Origin of the sequence: Deinococcus seoulensis, from assembly GCF_014648115.1 — a bacterium.
GTDB lineage: Bacteria > Deinococcota > Deinococci > Deinococcales > Deinococcaceae > Deinococcus > Deinococcus seoulensis.
This window is the reverse complement of sequence record NZ_BMQM01000018.1, coordinates 1-19,627: the sequence shown is the minus strand read 5'-3', so window position 1 is coordinate 19,627 and position 19,627 is coordinate 1. Positions and strand designations below refer to the sequence as shown.

At 68.4% G+C, this 19,627-nt stretch carries 19 protein-coding genes; 10 read left to right on the top strand and 9 right to left on the bottom strand.

The features are described from left to right. Nucleotides 1–65 precede the first annotated feature (65 nt). Nucleotides 66–884 carry a hypothetical protein gene (locus tag IEY70_RS13140; protein ID WP_189065485.1) on the top strand — a complete coding sequence of 273 codons (819 nt, stop codon included), beginning with the start codon at nucleotides 66–68 and terminating at the stop codon, nucleotides 882–884. A gap of 37 nt (nucleotides 885–921) precedes the next feature. Here the strand turns inward: IEY70_RS13140 and IEY70_RS13135 are convergent, their stop codons facing one another. Together IEY70_RS13135 and IEY70_RS13130 are read right to left on the bottom strand one after the other, a co-directional pair. After that, nucleotides 922–1,413 carry a hypothetical protein gene (locus IEY70_RS13135; protein WP_189065484.1) on the bottom strand — a complete coding sequence of 164 codons (492 nt, stop codon included), beginning with the start codon at nucleotides 1,411–1,413 and terminating at the stop codon, nucleotides 922–924. Between the two features lie 143 nt (nucleotides 1,414–1,556). Then, nucleotides 1,557–1,985, bottom strand: coding sequence for a hypothetical protein (locus IEY70_RS13130; RefSeq protein WP_189065483.1), 429 nt, complete (start codon nucleotides 1,983–1,985; stop codon nucleotides 1,557–1,559). Nucleotides 1,986–2,048: 63 nt separating this feature from the next. On the opposite strand from IEY70_RS13130, the gene IEY70_RS13125 reads away from it, so the two are divergent. The 3 genes from IEY70_RS13125 (at nucleotide 2,049) to IEY70_RS13115 (ending at nucleotide 4,190) form a co-directional block, all read left to right on the top strand. Beyond that, nucleotides 2,049–2,951, top strand: coding sequence for an MBL fold metallo-hydrolase (locus IEY70_RS13125; RefSeq protein WP_189065482.1), 903 nt, complete (start codon nucleotides 2,049–2,051; stop codon nucleotides 2,949–2,951). 48 nt (nucleotides 2,952–2,999) lie between these two features. Beyond that, nucleotides 3,000–3,614, top strand: a complete 615-nt coding sequence (locus IEY70_RS13120; RefSeq protein WP_189065481.1) for a Dps family protein — start codon at nucleotides 3,000–3,002, stop codon at nucleotides 3,612–3,614. An 84-nt stretch (nucleotides 3,615–3,698) separates the two neighbouring features. Further along, nucleotides 3,699–4,190, top strand: coding sequence for a DUF4385 domain-containing protein (locus tag IEY70_RS13115; RefSeq protein ID WP_189065480.1), 492 nt, complete (start codon nucleotides 3,699–3,701; stop codon nucleotides 4,188–4,190). A 59-nt stretch (nucleotides 4,191–4,249) separates the two neighbouring features. Here the strand turns inward: IEY70_RS13115 and mobA are convergent, their stop codons facing one another. Together mobA and IEY70_RS13105 are read right to left on the bottom strand one after the other, a co-directional pair. Then, entirely contained in the window at nucleotides 4,250–4,834 is a 585-nt protein-coding gene (mobA, locus tag IEY70_RS13110; RefSeq protein ID WP_189065479.1) for a molybdenum cofactor guanylyltransferase, read from the bottom strand. A gap of 133 nt (nucleotides 4,835–4,967) precedes the next feature. Beyond that, nucleotides 4,968–6,413: an aldehyde dehydrogenase family protein gene (locus tag IEY70_RS13105; RefSeq protein WP_189065478.1), complete on the bottom strand. Its 1,446-nt coding sequence runs from the start codon at nucleotides 6,411–6,413 to the stop codon at nucleotides 4,968–4,970. A 223-nt stretch (nucleotides 6,414–6,636) separates the two neighbouring features. Here IEY70_RS13105 and IEY70_RS13100 point away from each other — a divergent pair, with 223 nt between their 5' ends. Next, nucleotides 6,637–7,080, top strand: a complete 444-nt coding sequence (locus IEY70_RS13100) for a superoxide dismutase (protein WP_189065477.1) — start codon at nucleotides 6,637–6,639, stop codon at nucleotides 7,078–7,080. Between the two features lie 100 nt (nucleotides 7,081–7,180). Here the strand turns inward: IEY70_RS13100 and IEY70_RS13095 are convergent, their stop codons facing one another. The 4 genes from IEY70_RS13095 to IEY70_RS13080 form a co-directional block, all read right to left on the bottom strand. Then, nucleotides 7,181–8,326, bottom strand: a complete 1,146-nt coding sequence (locus IEY70_RS13095; RefSeq protein WP_189065476.1) for a prepilin peptidase — start codon at nucleotides 8,324–8,326, stop codon at nucleotides 7,181–7,183. A 64-nt stretch (nucleotides 8,327–8,390) separates the two neighbouring features. Further along, nucleotides 8,391–8,900, bottom strand: a complete 510-nt coding sequence (locus IEY70_RS13090; RefSeq protein WP_189065475.1) for a hypothetical protein — start codon at nucleotides 8,898–8,900, stop codon at nucleotides 8,391–8,393. 97 nt (nucleotides 8,901–8,997) lie between these two features. Continuing rightward, nucleotides 8,998–10,491 (bottom strand): 30S ribosomal protein S12 methylthiotransferase RimO, encoded by a 1,494-nt coding sequence (rimO, locus tag IEY70_RS13085; RefSeq protein WP_189065474.1) that lies wholly within the window; start codon nucleotides 10,489–10,491, stop codon nucleotides 8,998–9,000. A gap of 118 nt (nucleotides 10,492–10,609) precedes the next feature. Continuing rightward, the gene (locus IEY70_RS13080; RefSeq protein ID WP_189065473.1) at nucleotides 10,610–12,526 is read right to left on the bottom strand and encodes an alpha/beta fold hydrolase; all 1,917 of its coding nucleotides are present in this window, start codon (nucleotides 12,524–12,526) and stop codon (nucleotides 10,610–10,612) included. A gap of 149 nt (nucleotides 12,527–12,675) precedes the next feature. Here IEY70_RS13080 and minD point away from each other — a divergent pair, with 149 nt between their 5' ends. The 5 genes from minD (at nucleotide 12,676) to IEY70_RS13055 (ending at nucleotide 18,384) form a co-directional block, all read left to right on the top strand. Next, nucleotides 12,676–13,476: a septum site-determining protein MinD gene (gene minD / locus IEY70_RS13075; protein WP_189065472.1), complete on the top strand. Its 801-nt coding sequence runs from the start codon at nucleotides 12,676–12,678 to the stop codon at nucleotides 13,474–13,476. A 1-nt stretch (nucleotide 13,477) separates the two neighbouring features. Then, nucleotides 13,478–13,738: a cell division topological specificity factor MinE gene (gene minE, locus IEY70_RS13070; protein WP_189065471.1), complete on the top strand. Its 261-nt coding sequence runs from the start codon at nucleotides 13,478–13,480 to the stop codon at nucleotides 13,736–13,738. 156 nt (nucleotides 13,739–13,894) lie between these two features. After that, a complete protein-coding gene (locus IEY70_RS13065) occupies nucleotides 13,895–14,962 on the top strand; it encodes an FtsW/RodA/SpoVE family cell cycle protein (RefSeq protein WP_189065470.1) in 1,068 nt (355 codons plus the stop codon). After that, complete coding sequence (locus tag IEY70_RS13060; protein ID WP_189065469.1) at nucleotides 14,962–15,558, top strand: dihydrofolate reductase family protein; 597 nt, start codon at nucleotides 14,962–14,964, stop codon at nucleotides 15,556–15,558. The genes IEY70_RS13065 and IEY70_RS13060 overlap by 1 nt, the downstream gene beginning before the upstream one ends. Nucleotides 15,559–15,891: 333 nt before the next feature. Further along, complete coding sequence (locus IEY70_RS13055; RefSeq protein WP_189065468.1) at nucleotides 15,892–18,384, top strand: DUF937 domain-containing protein; 2,493 nt, start codon at nucleotides 15,892–15,894, stop codon at nucleotides 18,382–18,384. Between the two features lie 273 nt (nucleotides 18,385–18,657). Here the strand turns inward: IEY70_RS13055 and IEY70_RS13050 are convergent, their stop codons facing one another. After that, on the bottom strand, nucleotides 18,658–19,413 hold the full coding sequence (locus IEY70_RS13050) for a phosphodiester glycosidase family protein (RefSeq protein WP_189065467.1): 756 nt from the start codon (nucleotides 19,411–19,413) through the stop codon (nucleotides 18,658–18,660). Nucleotides 19,414–19,627: the final 214 nt, after the last annotated feature.

The following is a 19,627-nucleotide window of genomic DNA, read 5'->3' as shown; positions in this document are numbered from 1 at the left end:
GCAGGGTACACCCGCCCGCACAAACAAGCTGCATGGGCGTCCACCCCTGCCTTACCCTGAACCGGATGACGCCACAGGTGTTCCGTTCCTTCGGGTTCTCCCCTGCCATGCATGCCGTAATCGCCGGGGAGTTTGAAGCGCCGATGCGCGGGTATCAGCGGGTCACTCCGGAGTCTCTCTACCCGTACCCACCCGCGTTGCTGCCCTTCTGGGACAACGACAATCCGTCAATGCTGGGCGTCTGGCAGCGTCGGTTCATTGACCGCCCACCGACCATCGTGTCGTTCCACCTGGAACTGCCGTTCGCTTACGAGGAAGCCCGCAACGAACGGCAGTTCCTGCTGACGCGCGCGTTTCAATACGTGGAGGCGCGGGGTATCACTCCGGAACTGCGGCAGTTTCTGGATGCCTATCCGCTGGCCCCGGACGACCTGCTCCTCGAAGCTGTGAGGCAACACGGAGATTCCCCGCAGGGTTTGCGGCTCTTCTCCTCTGAGCGGGACACACTGCCGATGGAAGTCATGCAGGCGGGTGACACGTACACGGGCTTTCACCCTGTCAGCTCCAAACGACTGGACGGCGTGTACCTCCAACATCCGCCCGGTCTGATCTGCGGCTTCGAGTTTGACCCGGACACGTCCGACCCTGCGCTGGCGTCCAGCATGCCGTGGCTAGATCCGGACAGCGACATTCCTGATCTGTTCCGCCAACTGCTGGCCCAGGGACGATATGCGGAAGCCTGGATGACCCTGAATTCCCCGGGCCTGGGCTCTCCAGGCTGGGATGACGCTTCGCTCGCTGACGGTCTCCGGCAGATGGGCTCCCTGCTACGCGATCCAGAATTCGATGTTGTGGTGGCCGGCTGGCTTCACCACCACCCCTGAACAATGCGGAGGATGCCGTGCAGCGGGGCATCGAACGTCAGATACTTGGTGCCTCGTCCTGCTGCCACCGTTCCAGCAGGTCTTCTGCCTGCGCTTTCACGTCCCCCTGACCGTACTGCGCGGCGTATCTGACCGCTGCCGCAGAGTCGGGCCAGAACAGGGCCAGACCGTTCAGGGCTTCGCTGGCTGCGTCCTGCTGTCCACTTTTCACGGCGCGGTTCAGGGCACGTTCCAGCACCGGCAGGATGACCGGATCGGCGCTCTTGCTGAGCGCCCAGATCAGGCTGTGGTTCAGGGTGCGCTGCCCCCAGAGGGTGCGGGACAGTTCCCCGATGACCTTCCGGCGTTCAGTGTCGGTCAGTCGGTGACGGGCGAGTTCAGGGGGCAGCAGATCAGCCAGTCCGCCATCATCGCCTGCGGGGTGCGTTGCACGGGCAGCTTCAAGCAGGAGGCCCAGCGCACCAAGGGCGTCGGTGGAGGAGACGCGGCGTGAGAGTGCTGTCGCGAGCAGGTCATTTACAGCTGTCATCATTCCTCATGCGGACTCTGATTGAATGGCTTACAAATCCGCTGGGTCCGAGCGGATGCGAGTAGGAGTAGAACGCTCCTCTGGACGTGGAGCTGGCACTCCGGTGAAGTTCCGGGTTGGCAACGAAACAGACGCATTCCGTATCACTTCACGGCCGACACCACACCGGCCAGTGCCACCCCCGCAAGCACCAGCAGTCCACCTACGACGGCGTGCAGGCGCAGCACGCGCCCGTACTGCCAGCGGGACAGGCCCAGGCCCAGCGCCACCAGGGTCGTCATGAAGGTCAGGTACACCCAGGTGAAGTCGGTCGGTGAGGCTTCTGGGTTCCCTGCAAGCGTTGCCTGGAAGTGCTGCCCGGTCACCGAGGCTGCGTGCGTCACGCCCAGTCCCAGCAGTATTCCGGCCGCGCAGGTCAGGACCGTGGCGACGCTCCCACCCGCCGGTCTGCGCCCCCGCAGGGCTGCGCGTTCCAGCACCCACGAGAACGGCAGCGCCAGCCCGAACGCCGCAGCGACCACCAGACCGGCGGCCTGAATCGCGAGCAGGAACAACAGGAGCATGGCGAGCATGCCCTGACCGTATCGCGCCTGCCCGCGCGCCGCTGCCGCACCTGAGCGGGTACGCTGCCGGGCATGGGTTCTCTTGTCTCGTTGGCTCCGGGGGTGCATTACCTGCCGGGCGCGGTGAACAGTCTGGTGGTCGAGGACGGTCGGGGCGGGGCGCTGCTGGTGGATACGGGCCTGGATGACGGGCACGCGCGCAAGCTGCTGCGCGGCCTGACAGAGCTGAACCTGATGCCGACCGGGATTCTGAACACGCACAGTCACGCCGACCATCACGGCGGGAATGCGTTCATCCTGAAGAAATTCCCGGAGCTCAAGGTGTTCGCGCCGCCGCTGGAGGACGCCGTGATCACGCACCCGATTCTGGAACCGATCACGCTGTTCGGGGCGCGGCCGCCCAGGGAGTTGCAGAGTAAATTCCTGCTCGCGCCGCCCAGCCCGGCGCGGCTGGCACCGGAACCGGGCCTGACCCGGATCGGGGGGGCGGTGGTGGAACTGCTGGAGGTCGCCGGGCACGCCAGCATGATGTACGCCGTGCGGGTGGGCGAGGTGCTGTACGCCGCCGACGCGCTGTTCGGCCCGGATGCCCTGGCCAAGCATCCGCTGACGTTCTGCGCGGACTCGGCGTTTCAGAAGGAGGCGGCCGCCCGGCTGGGGGAACTGGAGGGCGTGCGGGTCACGCTGCCCGGTCACGGGGACCCCACCCCGGACCTGACGGGGCTGGTCGCGGCGAACCTCGCGGCGTACGCGCGTACCACGGCGGCCGTGCTGGAGGCCGTGCAGGTCGGCGCGGCGGGCGTGGACGACCTGCTGGCGCGCGTGTGCGGTGCGCTGGGCATCACCATGGACAGTGCGGGGGCGGTGGTCCTGAACCGCGCGGTCGTCAGTGCCCACCTGACCGAACTGCTGGAGGACGGGCAGGTGCACATGAAGGTTCACGGGAACCGCCTGCTGTTTGTGGCCGGAGCCTAAAGGAAACACGTATGGGCGGCCCGGCAGGCTCGGGGGTACGGTGAACGCATGACCAGTAAATCCAAACCCGCCAAGAAATCCGCCAGCAAGGCCACCAGCGACGGGAAGGCCACCTCCGCGAAAGCCAGCGGGAAGGGCAGCGCGGACGCCGCGCACCTGAACGCCACGAACAACGCCCTGGTGGACCACAACTACCTGACGGAAGCCGAGTTCGGCACGGTCGCCGAGACGCTGCAACGCAACCTCGCGACGACCATCAGCCTGTACCTGAAGTTCAAGAAGTACCACTGGGACATCCGCGGCCGGTTCTTCCGCGACCTGCACCTCGCGTACGACGAGTTCATCGAGGAGATCTTCCCCGGTATCGACGAGCAGGCCGAGCGTCTGGTCGCGCTGGGCGGCAGTCCCATCGCCGCGCCCGCCGACATCGAACGCTTCAGCGTGGTGAAGGTGCCCACCGAGACCGTCCGTGACGCCCGCACGCAGGTCGCGGATCTCGTGGACGACCTGAGCCGCGTGGGCCGTGGGTACCGTGACGACAGCCAGACCGTCGACGACGCGAACGATCCCGCCACCGCCGACATGTACAACGGGTACGCCGCCACCGTCGACAAGATCCGCTGGATGCTTCAGGCGATGATGGACGACGACCGGATGAACTGAGTTTCAGGCAAATGGCAGATGGCAGATGGCGGAAAGCCAGGGACCTCTGCCATCCGCCATTTGCCTTCTGCCATCTGCACTCCTATGCCGAAATTCGATTACTCCCTGAACTACGCCCAACTGGACCTGCGCGCGCACCCGGAGCTGTACCGGGTGGGGGTGGGGGAACAGGGCGTGCTGCTGGTGCAGCCGTACAAGTCTGAGTTGCTGCCGCACTGGCGGTTCGCGACGCCGGAACTGGCGCGGGAAAGCAGCGAGGTCATCCACGGAATGTTCCTGGCGTACCTGCGGGCCGGGGAGTTCGTGGGGGCCGACATGGCCCGTAAGTTCCTGCAGATGGGGTTCACGCGCGCCCGCCGCTACGCGAACCACCGGGGCGGCAAGAAGTACGACGGCCCGGTCCCGGAGGACAGGAAGGGCCAGAGCGGCGCGCACGGCCGCGCTGAACTGCCGCGCAGCCCGGAAGACCCGGTGAAGGCCGAGTCGGCCCGCATCTTCAAGGCGAAATGGGACGAGGCCGAGGCGAACGAGGAGTACGCCGCGCTGAAGAAAGCCCACAAGGCCCAGTACGGCTGAAGCAGGTAGATGGTTGAAGGGTGATGGTTGATGGGGTCGTGTGCTGTCTCCATCGACTTTCAACCGTCAACCATCAACTCTTCCGGCGTGTTGACGTTCAGGAACGTTCGGGCCTCAAAGCCGCCCACCTGCACGGTCTGTTCGGGCGGCGCGGCGTGTCTCAGACGGCGTTCCCCGCTGTCCAGCAGGGCGGTCACATGGGGCAGCAGGTCCGTGTGGTACAGCGCGGCCAGCGGTTGCGGGCGGCCCTGCCCGTCCGTGGCCTGCACGCTGAGGCAGCCGGACGTGACGGCCGCACTCAGGGCGCGCCAGTAGTCGGGGGTCAGCCAGGGCAGGTCCACCCCGGTGAACGCCACCCAGCCGGGCGGGGCGTGCGTCAGGGCGCTTTCCAGTCCGGCCAGCGGGCCCTCGCCGGGGCGCAGGTCGGGGTGCGTGTTCCAGCGGCCCAGGTGGGCGGGCAGGGCGTAGCGGCCGGGCGGGGCGATCAGCAGGCGCACCGGGCAGTCCTGAAGGCTGGCGCAGGCGCGTTCCAGCAGCGTCCGGCCGTCCAGCAGGGCCAGGGCCTTGTCACTCCCGAAACGGCTGGACCGTCCGCCTGCCGTGACCGCCCCGGTCAGCCACAGCTCCGGCGGGGGGCGGGTCATACCGACTCCGATTGAATGGCCTTTGCAGTCCATTCAATCCGAGCGGATGCGAGGAGGAGAAAAAAGGGTTCCGGACGTGGAGCTGGCAATCCGGTGAAGTTCCGGATTGTCAGCGAAACAAACGGAATCCGTATCACTCGCGCGGGCCGCTCTGGCGTTCCATCTGGCGCAGCGTCCACGCGACCAGCCGGGGGACCGGGCGGCCGTATGGGGGGTACAGGAACCGCACGGGGCTGGGCGTGGGTTCGCGCAGCACGGCCCGCTCGTGACTGAACGTGCGGAAACCGTGCTCGCCGTGGTAGTTGCCCATGCCGCTGGGGCCGACCCCGCCGAACGGCAGGTTGGGGTTGGTCAGGTGCACGACCGCGCCGTTCACGACCATGCCGCCGCTGGTCGTCTCGCGCTGCACGCGGCGGATCATGTCCTCGTCGGTGGCGAACAGGTACAGCGCCAGCGGCGCGTCTAGGCGGCGGATCAGGTTCAGGGCCTCCTCGGGCGTGTCGTACGTCACGACCGGCAGGACCGGCCCGAACAGTTCCTCCTGCATCAGGGGCATGTCGGGCGTCACGCCGCTCACGACGGTCGGCGAGATGAACCGGCCCGGCGCGTCGAACTCGCCGCCCAGCACGATCCGCGCGCCCTGCTCGACGCTGGCGCGCGTCAGGCGTTCCAGGCGCTGCACGCCCGCGCTGTCCACCATGCGCCCGTAGTCCGGCCCGGCCCGCAGCCACGCGCCCGTCCCGAACCGCCGCCCGATCACGGCCTCCAGGCGGCGCAGCAGCGGCCCTTCCAGGTGCCGGGGCACCAGCGCGTAGTCCGGCGCCACGCAGGTCTGCCCGGCGTTCAGCAGTTTTCCCCACGCCAGCCGCTCGGCGGTCACGTCCAGGTCGGCGCTGGTGTCGATCAGGGCGGGGCTCTTGCCGCCCAGTTCCAGGGTCACGCCCGTCAGGTTGTTCGCGGCGGCCCGCATGACGTGACGCCCGACCGCGCCGCTCCCGGTGAAGAAGATGTGCCCGAACGGCAGTTCCGTCAGGGCGCGGGCCACCTCGCCGTCCCCCTCCACGACCGCCACGAGCCGCGGTTCGAACACGCTGTGCAGCAGTTCCCGCAGCGCGCGCGCCACGTTCGGGGCCTTCTCGCTGGGCTTGAGGATCACGGTGTTCCCGGCCGCCAGACTGGAGACCAGCGGCACCAGCGCGAGGTTCACGGGGTAATTCCAGGGGCTCAGGATCAGGGTCACGCCGCGCGCCTGCATCTGCACCTCGCTGCGCGCCCCCAGCAGCACGGACGGCGTGTCCACGCGCCGGGGCGCCATCCAGCGCGGCAGGCGGCGGATGGCATGCTGGATCTCCTCGAGTACCGGGTGCAGTTCGGTGATCTCGGCCTCGGCGCGGCTCTTGCCCAGGTCGGCGTGCAGGGCGTCGGCCAGGGCCACGCGGTGCGCGCGGATGGCGTCGTGCAGTCGGCGCAGGATCGCCTGCCGTTGCGGCGCAGTCGTCTGCGCGGCCTGCCAGCGCCAGGCCTGCTGCGCGGCGAACAGGGCGTGAAGGTCGGGGGCGGGCAGGCTGGAATCGGGCATGAATACCTCAGGGAGCGGCGTGCGTGACGGGCCGGGCGTGCCCGAGTGGCGGGGCGGAACGGCACTGAATTGAACCGAGTATAGAGCCGCGCCCCACCTTGAGCACGCATTGAGCGCCCCGTCACAAAGCAGCCCCGGCAACACTCTGGGCACGCCGGGGACGCGCACACTGCAAACCGCACGACAACCCGCCCCCCACGTCCCTGTTCACGGAGGTTCCACCATGACCATCACCAGACTGCTGCTCGGCTCCACCCTGGCCCTGACCCTCGGCTCCTGCGCCATGATGGCCCCCGCCATGAGTTACACCCTCGCCAAGCAACCCGCCGGCGGCGCCCTGACCCCCACCGGCATGGTCGACGTGAAGAAAGACGGCATGACCGTCATGACCAGCGCCAAGGTCATGGGTCTCGCCCCGAACACCTACTACGTCGCGCACTACCACCTGCAGGGCACGGCCAGCACCGACCCGTGCAGCAGCGGCGGCGCGCCCATCATGAACAGCATGATCGTTGGGCAGAGCGACGCCATGGGCATGCTCACCCTGACTGGCAGCGTGGCCGCCGCCGACGTGATGAACGCCACGTACTTCAACATCCACACCGCCAGTGACGCCGCCGGCACCCCCGCCGACGCCGGCGTGACCTGCACCAGCGTCAAGATGTAACCACGGCGTACGGCAGAAAGCAGATGGCAGAAGGCAAATGGCAGAGGTTCCGTGACCGGGTCTCTGCCATCTGCTATTCGCCATCTGCCATCCGCCTCTCTTACAGCCCCAGGCCGTCCCGGTATCCCTGGATGATCTGCGCGCCCCAGATCAGGGCGACCAGCGCACCGACCGCCAGGAACGGCCCGAACTTCACGCGGTTCTCGCGTTTCATGGCGAGTTGCGCCACGCCGTACAGCGCCCCGGCGAACACCGCGACGACCAGCGTCAGCAGCAGCCGCTCCCAGCCCAGGAACGCGCCGATCACGGCGGCCAGTTTCACGTCCCCGAACCCCATGGCGCTCGCGTCGGCCGGTTCGTCGGCCGCGTCATCCACAGTCTGCCCACGGTACTTCAGCCACCAGTACACGCCCGCCACCAGCGACGTGGCGCCCGCCGCCGCCAGCGCGCCCTGAACCATCAGGATCATGCCGGGGCCGTAGCCGGCGCTGCCCAGCACCACGCTGACCAGCAGGCCGCCCAGCGTCAGCAGTTCCGGCACACGCACCACGCGCCGGGCCACCACGTTCACGGCCGCCGACAGCAGCGCCACGCCCAGCCCCCACCACGGCCCCAGCCACGCGCCGGCCAGCAGCGCCAGACTGATCTGCTGGTACCCGATGGGCGCTTCCGGGAAGGAGCGTTCCCGGAAGCGGCGCAGCACCCACGACCCGAACTGGTTGATCGCCACGACCAGACCCGCGCCCAGCAGCGCGCCCTGCACCGCGCCCGACAGGTCCGGCAGGCCCTCGGCGCCCGCCCGGCCGTTCAGGAACCCGAACAGGATGCCCAGCGCCGTGCCCGGCAGCGTCAACTCGTCCGGGATGGTGTACGTATCCAGGTCGATGGCACTCCCGACCAGCAGGATCGTGAACAGCGCCATCAGGCCCAGTGCGCCCCACCCGACCACCAGCGGCGGGAACAGCGCCGCGATCACGCCGTACCCCAGCCCGGTCAGCAGTTCCACGACCGGGTACCGCGCCTTGATGGGCGCCCGGCAGTAGCGGCACTTGCCGCCCAGGCTCAGCCACGACAGCACCGGCACCAGATCCGGCACGCCCAGCCGGTGGTCGCAGTTCGGGCAGTGACTGGGCGGGAAGGCGATACTCTCGCCGCGCGGCAGGCGCCAGATCAGCACGTTCGAGAACGACCCGACCAGCAGGCCGAGCAGGGCAGCGAAGATCACGAGGAGGACGTCAGGGGTCACCCCGGCAGTGTAGGCAACAATTCTCACAGACGTCTTGCCTTCACCTGCCCGGCCTGCCCGACCCCTACCCGGTCGTGGGACCGTCCAGCGTGAACAGCGCGTCCAGCCACGCCCGCAGCGGCTCCGGCACCCACGACACCCCTTCGGGCAGCGGCGCCGGGACGACCGGAACGCCCAGCCGCGCCACCTCGCCCTGCACCGCCGCCAGCGCCGCCCCGAAATCCACGTACCCCTTCTCACCCGGCGGAATCAGCGCCGTGCGGGTCAGCGCCCCGGCGCGCGTCAGGTCCGCCCAGTTCAGGCGGTACACGTCCTCGAACACGAAGGACCGCTCGGGTTTCCCCGGCACGTCCGCCACGAACCGCACCGGCGGGCGGCAGTCACCGTCCAGAATCGTCACGCGCGCCCCGCACCCCCCACAGGTGAAACCGCCCACGTGCCCGTACCGGCTGCCCACGTACCGCCGCGCCTCGTGCGGCACGAACCCGCACGCCGGGCAGACCGTGAAGATCGGCACGTCCAGCAGCTGCGCCGAAGGCTGCCGCCCCGTGCGGTTGAAGTACAGGCGGACCATGCACCCAGTCTGGCACGTAGGCACGTGAGCTTTCAGACAGGGGAATGGCGGGCGCCCCGTTCCCAGGACACCCGCCACCCGTCAGTAACCGTTGCGCTCAGTGCTTCCCGAAATGCCCCAGCTGAGGCACGTTGGGCGTCCAGGCGGGCGTCTCCACGACCTCGCCGTACAGGTCGTACTCGTCGCTGTCCTCGATGCGCACGCGCACGATGTCCCCGATCTTCACGGTCCCGGCGAACTCACCGGCGAACAGGTACACCTGCCCGTCGATGCCCGGCGCGTCCCCCTTCGTGCGGCCGATCAGTTTCGTGCCCGGCGCGTCGTCCTCGTCGTCGTTGAACTCGTCCACGATCACGTCCATGACGGTGCCGACCTTCTCGGCCAGCCGCTCGGCGCTGATGCGCTGCGCGACCTCCATGAAACGGCTCAGGCGCTCCTCCTTCACGTCCTGCGGCACGGCGTCCGGCAGGGCGTTCGCGTCGGCCTCGTCCACGTCGCTGTACGTGAACGCCCCCACGCGGTCCAGGCGGGCGTCCTCCAGGAACTGCAGCAACTCCTGGAAGTCCGCCTCCGTCTCACCGGGGAACCCCACGATGAACGTGGAGCGGATCACCAGTTCCGGGCAGATCTCCCGCCAGCGGCGGATGGTGTCCAGCTGCTTGCCCGCACCGGGCCGGCGCATGGACCGCAGGATCTTCGGACTGGCGTGCTGCAGCGGCACATCCAGGTACGGCAGGATCTTGCCCTGCGCCATCAGTTCCACGATCTTCTCCACGTGCGGGTACGGGTACACGTAATGCATCCGCACCCACGCGCCCATCTCGCCCAGCTTCACGGCCAGGTCCGTCAGGTGCGCCCGGACCTGCTCACCCTGGAATTCGCTCTCGCGGTACCGGACATCCACGCCGTACGCACTCGTGTCCTGCGAGATGATCATCAGTTCCTTCGTGCCGCCCGCGATCAGGCGGTACGCCTCGTACAGCACCGACCCGGCGTCACGGGACACCTGCAACCCCCGCAACTTCGGAATGATGCAGAACGAACACGTGTGATTGCAGCCCTCCGCGATCTTCACGTACGCGTAGTGCTTCGGCGTCAGCTTCACGCTCGGCGCGAACACATCCCCGTGCCGCGTATCCTCCCGCTCCGGCTGAACGGCGTCCGCCCGCGTGCCCGGCGCCGCCACCGGCAGCAGACCCGTGAACGCACTCGTATCGATCGGCAGCAGCGTCCGCACGTGACCCATCACGTCATCCACCGCCTCACTGCCCGTGATCGCCGCGACCTTCGGGTGCCGCTCCATGATCTTCTCCGGCCGCTCACCCAGGCACCCGGTCACGATCACCTTCCCCGTCGCCTCCAGCGCCTCACCGATCGCGCTCAGGGACTCCTCGACCGCCGGCGTGATGAACCCACACGTATTCACGATCACCGCGTCCGCATTCTCGTAACTGGCCGCCACCTCATAGCCCTCGAACCGCAGCTGCGTCAGAATCCGCTCACTGTCCACCAGCGCCTTCGGGCACCCCAGACTGATGAACCCCACCCGTTTTGCGCCCGCCACAGCGGGACCGTTGCCTTCCATCATCATCTACTCCTTCCCTTGCGCCGCACCCAGCACCCCGGGGGCACAGAGGTTCAGCCCGCCACTCTACAGGGACGGGCCGCGCCGGGCGACGCACTGGATTACAGGATCACGTCAGGAAGGGTTACTGGCAGCGGTTCATGATCAGCGGCTTGATCTGCAGGCCGTAGGCACCCTGCGCGGTGAAGATGCGTTGCGCATCCCGTTCGATGATGCGGCGGGCCTCGTCGCGGGCGTACGAGACACGCTGTTCCCGCAGGGACTGGGCGCTCAGGGTGGGCGTGGCGACGCACAGCGCGCCGTTCTGCACCTTCAGGTTCTTGGCGACGGTGTCATTGGCGCGTTTGCGTGCCATGGGAATGACACCTTGCGTCTTGACCGGCACGACGGCGTTCTCGCCGGGCAGTGGCAGGGCGGCGCAGTTGGTCAGCTTGTCGCTGGGCATCTTGCCGGTCAGGAAGTACTCGGTGATGGGTGTATCCACGCAGTCGGTGTCGTACGGGAACGCGACGTGCTGGGGTTCGTCGTCAATGAAGATCATGCGGGCGCTGGGCGTGCTGTTCAGGGCACGCAGCGCGCCTTCCTGCGGCGTGGCGGGGTCCAGTTCGTTCTGGAGCATCAGGACGGGCGGCATGTTCGCGGGCAGTTTGGGCTGCTGGACACTGGGGCCGCCTTTCCACTGCAGGCAGGGGTTGCTGACCGACGCGCCCCCGATCAGGGGGTAGTCGCGCGCCTCGCGGTCGTCCAGGGCGCGGGCGGCGCTCAGGTTGGACTTCCAGGCAGTGTCGTTGCAGGTCACGGCCCTGAACACCGAGGAGGACGTGTCCAGTTCGACGGGGGTCGGTGCTGGGTTACGCAGGTCCTCACGGATCTGAAGGAACAGCAGCGCCAGCTGTTTGGCCAGGTCGTTGGTTTCGGCATCCGGGAAGTAAGTCTGTTTCAGGGCCAGGGTGCCCAGTTCGTTGGTCGTGGCAGCCGGCTTGGCCTTGATCAGGCTGCTGAGCACGGCGGCGGGTTTCAGGACGACGCCGATCAGGGGCAGGCTGTCGCGGCCGTACATGAACTGCACGATGTAGCGGCTGGTGATGAAGCGCAGGTTCTCTTCTAGCTCGTTCTGCGTGGTGTACACGTCGGTGCCGGTCGCGCCCAGACCGAAGTACGCGTTCTGACGTGCCAGGTACGGCGCGGCAGAGTCGCGGAAGTCCCGTTCGAAGGCGGCGGGTTGCAGGCCGAAGGCGTCCTGCATGGTCTCGTTCCAGGACATGTTGCCGTCCAGCAGCATCCGCCCGGTGTGTTCGGGGAAGGTCTTGGCGTACCAGGAGCCCAGCCACGTGCCGTACGAGTACCCGATGTAGTTCAGTTTCTGGTCGCCCAGCAGTTGCCGCGCCAGGTTCAGGTCGCGGGCGGTGGCGTCGGTGTTGATAAACGGCGTCAGCGGGTTTTTCTGGCAGGCCAGGGCGGTCAGCTTCCCGGCGCGGATCATGCGGTTCACGTTGGCGGCGCTGCGGTCGGCGGCGGGCGGGTTGATCGGGTCGATCAGTTCGTTGCTGCCGCAGTACAGGCGGCTGCTGGCCCCCACGCCACGCGGGGAGAAACCGATCAGGTCGTACTGCTCGGTCATCTTCTTCAGGTTGGCGCCGCGCGTGGTGCTGGTGTCGCCGTTGGCCCAGAAGTAGGCGTTGAACGGCGCGAACGACAGGCCGTCGCCGCCGGGGCCGCCCGGATTGAAGAAGATCGCGCCCTGCCGCTGCTTGCTGTCGCTGGCAGTCACGCGGATCAGCGAGACGCTCAGCGTGCCGGCGTCGGGTTTGGCCCAGTTCTGCGGAACGGTCATGTCGGCGCACTGCAGGCGGCTGCCCAGTTCGCTGAACAGGTCGGCGTTGTCGCTGCCCAGGATGGTGGCGTCACACGCGGCCCAGCCCAGGGTCTGACCGGTGAAGGGAGCCATGGGGTCCGGCGCGGCGGGGGTCGGAGTGGGGTTGCAGGCGGCCAGAGTGGCGGTCAGTGGAAGCAGGGCCAGGGCAGAGCGGTTGAGTTTCATGATTCCTCCGCCCGGAAACTACCAATGCGGCGTAAGGGAATGCGGCTCGGATTCGCTTGACATGCTCGGCCCGGCACCGCTACCCGTTCTGCAGTCAGCCTGTCATTCGCGGGCGCGTCTCTCAGGGTTGGGCTGTACACTGCCTGAAGATGAATGCCAAGGTTATTGTGGTCACGTCCGGCAAGGGGGGCGTGGGTAAAACCACGACCACCGCGAACATAGGAGCGGCACTCGCGAAACTGGGTGAGAAGGTCGCGGTCATTGACGTGGATGTGGGCCTGCGGAACCTGGATGTGGTGATGGGTCTGGAGTCGCGGGTGGTGTTCGATCTGGTGGACGTGCTGGAAGGCAAGTGCCGCATGTCTCAGGCGCTGATCCGGGATAAGCGGGTGGAGAACCTGTTCCTGCTGCCCGCCAGTCAGACGCGTGACAAGGACGCGCTGGACCCGGAGGTGTTCCGGGGTGTGGTGCGTGACCTGATCGAGACCGAGGGCTTCGACCGGATTCTGATCGATTCTCCGGCGGGGATCGAGTCGGGTTTCAAGACGGCGGCCGCCCCGGCGGAGGGGGCGCTGGTGGTCGTGAACCCGGAGGTGTCCAGCGTGCGTGACGCGGACCGCATCATCGGGCTGCTGGAGGCTCAGCAGGTCAGTGAGATCCGGCTGGTCATCAACCGCCTGCGTCCGAAGATGGTGGCGAGCGGGAACATGCTCTCGGAGGCGGACATTCTGGACATCCTGGGGGTCAAGCCGATCGGGATCGTGCCGGAGGACGAGGGGATCATCATCTCGACGAACGTGGGGGAGCCGGCGGTGCTGGGGAAGACGAAGGCGGGCGAGGCGTTCATGGCGACCGCGCGGCGCCTGAAGGGCGAGGACGTGCCGTACCCGAAGTTCGAGGAGGACAAGGGGTTCCTGGCGGCGCTGCGCCGACTGTTCGGGGGGGCCTGACGTGTTCTCGTGGATGAAGCGCGGCCGGACCAAGGAGACCCTGAAAGACCGCCTGGAGCTGGTGCTGGCGTACGACCGGGCGCAGATTCCGCCCGGCAAGGTGGACGCGTTGCGCAACGATCTGCTGGAGGTCGTCAAGCGGTACTTCCCGACGGGGAACAGTTCCGTGGAGATCGAGCAGCGGGGCGACATGGTGGTCCTGATGGCGAACATTCCGCTGGATGAGGATTCGCCGGGCCGCGCGGCCGAACGCAACCGCTGAGTCTGCCTCTCGCGCGGCCCGGTGCGTTCACCGCTCTAGGCACCTTTCTAAGCACCTTCACCCCTGCACGCCGTAGCCTGTGGGGGTGTCGCGTTTGAATGTTCTGTCTGCTGTTCACTCCGGGGTGCCCGTGCGGGCGCCGCTGCGGGGAATGCCTTGAAGTACGACCTGCGGTTTCCCGTGATCATCGCGGCCCTGCTGGCGGTGGGTCTGATGACGGTCAGTACGGCGGCCCTGTCGCCGCGCGTGTCGAGCGGCGTGTTCACCAAGCAGATGCTGGGCGTGGTGCTGGCGGCCGTGCCGATCGCGCTGATGTGGTGGGCGGGCCGGGACCGCATCTACCGCGTGGCGCCGTACCTGTACGGGCTGGCGCTGCTGATGCAGGTCAGTACCTTCGTGATCGGGAAGGAGGTGAACGGGCAGCGGAACTGGATTGTGCTGGGGCCGCTGCAGTTCCAGCCGCTGGAGATCCTGAAGTTCGCGTTGATCCTGATGCTGGCCGTCACGCTGCGCGAGGGGTTCAAGGGTCTGTCCACGTACGGGCGGGCACTGGCAGTGTTCCTGCCCGCGCTGGGTCTGGTCGTCATTCAGGATTTCGGGGGGGCGATCGTGCTGAGCGTCATGTTCGCCGTGATGATGCTCGCGGCGCGCATGCCGGTGTGGCACGCGCTGCTGGCGGCGCTGGTGGTGGGAACGGCGGTACCGACGGTGCTGTACCCGCACCTGGAGCCGTACCAGCAGAAGCGCCTGACGATCTTCCTGGACCCGTACCAGGACCCGCGCGGGGCGGGGTACCAGGTGATTCAGAGCACCATCGCGGTGGGCAGCGGTGGGTTGCAGGGCAAGGGGTACAAGCAGGGCAGTCAGTCGCACAACGGGTTCCTGCCGGAGGCGCACACGGACTTCGCGGTGTCCACGTGGCTGGAGGAACAGGGGTTCGTGGGGGGCGTGGTGGTGCTGCTGCTGTACGGCGGGTTGTTCTGGGGGCTGGCGGGCATGGCGGGCGAGGCGCCCCGCTTGCAGGATCAGGTGCTGTTCGCCGGGATTCTGGGGCAGATCGGGTTTCAGGTCCTTGAGAACATCGGCGCGGCCCTGAGTGTCCTGCCGTTGACCGGGATCACGTTGCCGCTCATCAGTTACGGCCTGAGCAGTCTGGTCAGTACCCTGAGCACGCTGGGACTGGCGTATGTCGTGCACCGGGACCGGTACGAGGGGCGTATCTGATGGGTGGCGCGGCCCTTGCGGGTGGCGCGCGGCCTGAGTTCCGGGTGTTCGTGGCGGTCAGTCTGGACGGCCTGATCGCTCGGCCGGACGGTCGCCTGGACTGGCTGCCGGGAGCCACTCCGGACAGCGCTCCAGCCCCGGCGGGCGAGGATCACGGGTACGCGGCGTTCATGGCGGGCGTGGACACCCTGCTGATGGGCCGGGAGACCTTCGGGACCGTCCGGGACTTCCCGGAGTGGCCGTACGCGGGGTTGCGGGTGGTCGTCCTGAGCCGCACCCTGACGGCCGCCGACCTGCCGCCGGCCCTGCGCGGCGCGGTGCAGGTCATGGCTGGCACGCCCGAGCAGGTCGCGGAGGAACTGGGTCACCTGGGCGCGCGGGCCGTGTACGTGGACGGCGGGCAGACCGTGCAGGCGTTCCTGCGGGCCGGACTGATCGACGAACTGACGGTCACGGTCGTGCCGGTACTGCTGGGGCGGGGCCGCCCGCTGTTCGGGCCGCTGGGCGCCGACCTGCCCCTGAAGCTGGTGTCGGCGCGGGTGTTCAGCGGCAGTGGGTTCGTGCAGAGCACCTACCGCCGCAGGGATGGCCGGTAGGGCCGCCAGCAGGGGGCAGCAATGGGGCGCGGTGGGAACGGGGCGCGGTGGCCGGTGGCTGCTGCGCCCCACTGCGTGCCGACTGGGCGCATGCCCCTGATGGGGGGAAGCGCGGGCGCGAATCGTTAAAGAAAGGCATTTATGTCGTCTGGAACGCTGCCCTGCCGGAGGTGTTACGGTGGGTGGCGTTCCATCCCCACTGCCCTGACAGAGTGAAATAATTTACACTTGCGCCGGTAGCCGCTCGTGTCTCGCTGCGGGCGGCGCGGCCATGCAGGGTCACCTACTTCAGTGGCAGGTTCTTCAGCTTCACGGCAGTTCCCAGGAGGCGTCATGAACATCACAGACTCGATTCAATCGTTCTTCGGAGGTGACGGGGCCGCCCGTCTCGGGCAGGTCGCCGGGCTGGACGCCCAGACCGCGCAGCGCGTCCTGAGCGCCGGTCTGCCCCTGCAACTCGACGCGCTGGCCGATCATGCGCGCGGCGCCCAGGGGCAGGCGCAGATCGCCGAGGCCATCCAGAACCTCCCGCAATTCGGCAGCGTGCAGGAAGCCCTGGAAGGCGCGGACGGCCCGCAGAACCTCCAGCAGGCCGGTGACCTGCTCGGGTCGGTGCTGCTGGGCGACCGCGGCGCGACCCTCACTCAGACGGTGGCGGCGCAGACCGGCGCGGCGGGCGGCGGCGTGCAGAAGATGCTGGGCATGGCCCTGCCGCTCCTGCTGAGCCAGCTCGGCCGCGCCGGCGTGAACGGCGGCAACGTCGGCGGGATGCTCGGCGGCCTGAAAGGGCAACTGGGCGGACTGCTGGGCGCCGGAGCCGGAGCCACCGCACTGGGCGGAGCGGCACTGAGCGGAGTGGGACTGGGCGGAGCGCTCGGCAAGGTCGCCGCGCCGGACCTGACGGCCCCCACCCCGGTCGTGCCGGACATCGCACCTCCGGCCGTGAACGTCCCGTCGCTGGACACGCCACGTCTGGACACGCCCCGTCTGGACACTCCGGTGCCCGGCGCGGCAGGTGCCGCCACCCTGGGCGTGGCAGCGGGGACGGCGGCGGGCATGGCGGCGGGCGTGGTCGCCCGTGACGACAGCGCCGCTGGCCTGCTGGAGTTCCTGAAGGGGCAGTTCAGCGGCCCGGCCGCCGAACGCATCGGAACCTCCGCCGGGTTCGGTGGCGGCGCGTCCAGGCGGGCGGCGCAGGCGGCGCTGCCGCTGATCCTGAATTCACTGGTGAACAAGGGCCGCACCGAGGCGGGCGCGCAGGACGTGCTGAACATGGCCCGGCCCTTCGAACCGCTGGCCGACACGGACGGCCACCTGAACACGGCCGTGCTGGACGACGCCGCCGAATCCGCCCGCATCGAGGGCCAGGGGCGCGGCCTGCTGGGCGGCCTGTTCGGGAATGTGGATCAGGTCGCGGGCCGACTGGGTACCGCGCTGGGCGGCAGTGGCGCCAGCGCCGGGCGCCTGCTGGCCCTGATGACCCCGCTGGTGCTGGGCGTGCTGGGCAACCGCGCCCGCAGCGGCGGCCTGGGCGCGGCTGGCTTCAGCGGCGTGCTGGGCGGCATGGGCGCGGGCCTCGCGGGTCTGCTGCCCAGCGGCCTGAGTAGCCTGGGCGCGCTGCTGGGCGCCGGTGGACTGGCCGCCGCTGGGACGGCTGCGGCCATGGCGGGCGCACCCCGTCCGGCCGTGCCGCCGGTCGCGCCTGCGCCGGTGCCTCCGGCGGGTACGCCGCCCACGCCTCCCGAGGAGAAACGCCGGGGCGGCTTCCCCTGGTGGATCATTCCGCTGTTGCTGCTGTTGCTGCTGGGCGGCTGCTGGCTGGTCAACCGTCCGTCCACGGACACGGCGGGAACGGCCACCACGGCGACCGACACGGCGGCCAGCATTCTGGTCACCAACCCGTCTTCCGACGCGAACCTGCCGCCCCAGCCGTTCACCATGAGCGGTACCGGCCCGGCCGGCGCGACCCTGACCATCCAGGACGAGGGTCAGGACGTGGGGACCGCCACGGTCGGTGACGACGGCAACTGGTCGGCCGACCTGCCCGCCCCGACCGTGGGTGAGCACACGTACACCGTGGACAGCGGCTCGGCCCGCAGCGAGTTCAAGGTGAACATTACCGAGGGCGCTGACGGCGCGGCCCCCGCCGACGACACGAGTGGCGACGCGAGCGGCGCTGCTGACGACGGCACGGACATGACCGGCACTGATACGACCGGTACCGACACGACTGGCACCGACACGACTGGCACCGATGCGGACGGCGCGGCGACCCCGGCGGCCTTCGCGATCAGCGCCCCCACGGCCGATCAGGAACTCCCGGCGGGCGGTTTCACCATGAACGGCACCGGCACGCCCGGCGAGGAAGTGGAACTGTTCGAGGACGGCACCAGCCTCGGCAAGGTCACCATCGGCGAGGACGGCACCTGGACCTTCGACGTGCCCAGCCCCGCCGCGGGCGCGCACACCTACTCGGTCAACGGCCCGGACGGCACGGAACTCGGAACGGTCAGCGCGACGGTCGCGGCCGCCAGTGCCGACGCCAGCGCCGCCGACTGCACCGAGGACTACACCCTGAGCATCACGGACGGCCAGACCGTCAGCGAACCCTTCCGCTTCGGCGGGGTCGGGCAGGGCGAGGGGTACAGCGTGACCGTCAAGCGCGGCGACCGGACTATCGGCACCAAGGCCATCCCGCTGGACGCCACCTGCGGCTGGAGCTACCAGAGCCGCCCCGGCGCGGGCACCATCACCTACGAGGTCCGCCCCACGGGTGACGCGGCTGCCGAGCCTCTCAGTAGCGTCACCCTGACCGTCAAGCAGTAACCGTCAGGCAGTGACCTTCAGGCAGTAAACAGGCAGTAAGCAGGCAGCAGAGCCGCCCATTCCTTCAGGGGAACCGGGCGGCTCTGATACGGACTCCGATTGAATGGGCTGCAAAGACCGTTCAATCCGAGCGGATGCGAGTAGGAGAAAAACGGGTTCCGGGCGTGGAGCTGGCAATCCGGTGAAGTTCCGGATTGTCAGCGAAACAAACGGAATCCGTATGATCCTTCTATAGGGACCGCTTGTGCAGGGCGGGTCGTGTGGGGCGGATGGTCAGCGGCTCACGCTCCAGATGCCCGCGAAGTCCGCCAGTTGCGTGCTGCGGTCGCTGGTGGCGTAGGCGCTGATGCTGCCGTCCAGGTACAGGGCGTCCGGACAGCCCAGGGTGTCCCGGAAGAACACCGCGAACGAGTAGAAGTTCACCGGCCCGGCACTCACCGCAAAGCGCACCTGTCCGTCCCGGCACACACCGACGCCGCTGCGCAGTTTGAACGACGTGCTGCCCCGGTTGAATTCCGGGTGGACCTTCCCGCCCCGGAGCAGCAGCGGGCCGGACTGCGTGGCAAAGGTGGGCTGCACGTTCAGCGTGGCGTACTGGCGCGTTTCGGTCACGCCAGCCTGCGCGCCTTTCACCCAGAACACGCCGTTGGGCAGCAGCGCGAAGTTCCCGCCGCTGCGGGCCATGTTCAGCGGCACCAGCGTCCGCCCGTTCTCGACGTGCAGGCCCAGCGGTTTCAGGCCCGGCGCGTAGATGCCGCTGTTCGTGGCGAAGGTCAGCGTGCGGCCTTCCTTACGCAGCCGCGCCCGTAACTGCGTGAAGGTGGTGTACGGGGCGCGGGTGGTGGGGTTCAGCCAGTGCAGTTGCAGGCGGTCCCGGCCGGGATTCACGGTGGCGACCGTGTAGAGGGTGCCGCCCGCGACGACCGGTTCGACCTTCAACCCCGAAGCGGCGGGGGAGAGGACGCAGGAGAGCAGCGCGCCCGCGAACAGGACAGGCGGCAGGGACAGGCGAACGCAGAGGCGGAACATACGCCCATGATGGCGGTCCTTCATGTGGTGCCTGCATGGCAGCTGCGTGGTGTGTGCGCGGCCACTCGGGGTGAGAGGCGTCCGGGGAACGCCGTTCTGGCAGGCGTGCCGGGCAGCGTGGCGGCAAGCGTGAAGTGTTGATCGGGAACAGGGTGTTGACAGATTCGCTGGTGGCCTGTATCTTTTCTGAGCCTCAAGCGAGGCGCGATGCATG

Excerpts from the sequence above, each read along its gene's own strand:
- IEY70_RS13140 (WP_189065485.1), top strand. The coding sequence starts at position 66 with ATGACGCCACAGGTGTTCCGTTCCTTCGGGTTCTCCCCTGCCATGCAT.
- IEY70_RS13135 (WP_189065484.1), bottom strand. The coding sequence starts at position 1,413 with ATGACAGCTGTAAATGACCTGCTCGCGACAGCACTCTCACGCCGCGTC.
- IEY70_RS13130 (WP_189065483.1), bottom strand. The coding sequence starts at position 1,985 with ATGCTCGCCATGCTCCTGTTGTTCCTGCTCGCGATTCAGGCCGCCGGT.
- IEY70_RS13125 (WP_189065482.1), top strand. The coding sequence starts at position 2,049 with ATGGGTTCTCTTGTCTCGTTGGCTCCGGGGGTGCATTACCTGCCGGGC.
- IEY70_RS13120 (WP_189065481.1), top strand. The coding sequence starts at position 3,000 with ATGACCAGTAAATCCAAACCCGCCAAGAAATCCGCCAGCAAGGCCACC.
- IEY70_RS13115 (WP_189065480.1), top strand. The coding sequence starts at position 3,699 with ATGCCGAAATTCGATTACTCCCTGAACTACGCCCAACTGGACCTGCGC.
- mobA (WP_189065479.1), bottom strand. The coding sequence starts at position 4,834 with ATGACCCGCCCCCCGCCGGAGCTGTGGCTGACCGGGGCGGTCACGGCA.
- IEY70_RS13105 (WP_189065478.1), bottom strand. The coding sequence starts at position 6,413 with ATGCCCGATTCCAGCCTGCCCGCCCCCGACCTTCACGCCCTGTTCGCC.
- IEY70_RS13100 (WP_189065477.1), top strand. The coding sequence starts at position 6,637 with ATGACCATCACCAGACTGCTGCTCGGCTCCACCCTGGCCCTGACCCTC.
- IEY70_RS13090 (WP_189065475.1), bottom strand. The coding sequence starts at position 8,900 with ATGGTCCGCCTGTACTTCAACCGCACGGGGCGGCAGCCTTCGGCGCAG.
- rimO (WP_189065474.1), bottom strand. The coding sequence starts at position 10,491 with ATGATGATGGAAGGCAACGGTCCCGCTGTGGCGGGCGCAAAACGGGTG.
- IEY70_RS13080 (WP_189065473.1), bottom strand. The coding sequence starts at position 12,526 with ATGAAACTCAACCGCTCTGCCCTGGCCCTGCTTCCACTGACCGCCACT.
- minD (WP_189065472.1), top strand. The coding sequence starts at position 12,676 with ATGAATGCCAAGGTTATTGTGGTCACGTCCGGCAAGGGGGGCGTGGGT.
- IEY70_RS13060 (WP_189065469.1), top strand. The coding sequence starts at position 14,962 with ATGGGTGGCGCGGCCCTTGCGGGTGGCGCGCGGCCTGAGTTCCGGGTG.
- IEY70_RS13055 (WP_189065468.1), top strand. The coding sequence starts at position 15,892 with ATGAACATCACAGACTCGATTCAATCGTTCTTCGGAGGTGACGGGGCC.
- IEY70_RS13050 (WP_189065467.1), bottom strand. The coding sequence starts at position 19,413 with ATGTTCCGCCTCTGCGTTCGCCTGTCCCTGCCGCCTGTCCTGTTCGCG.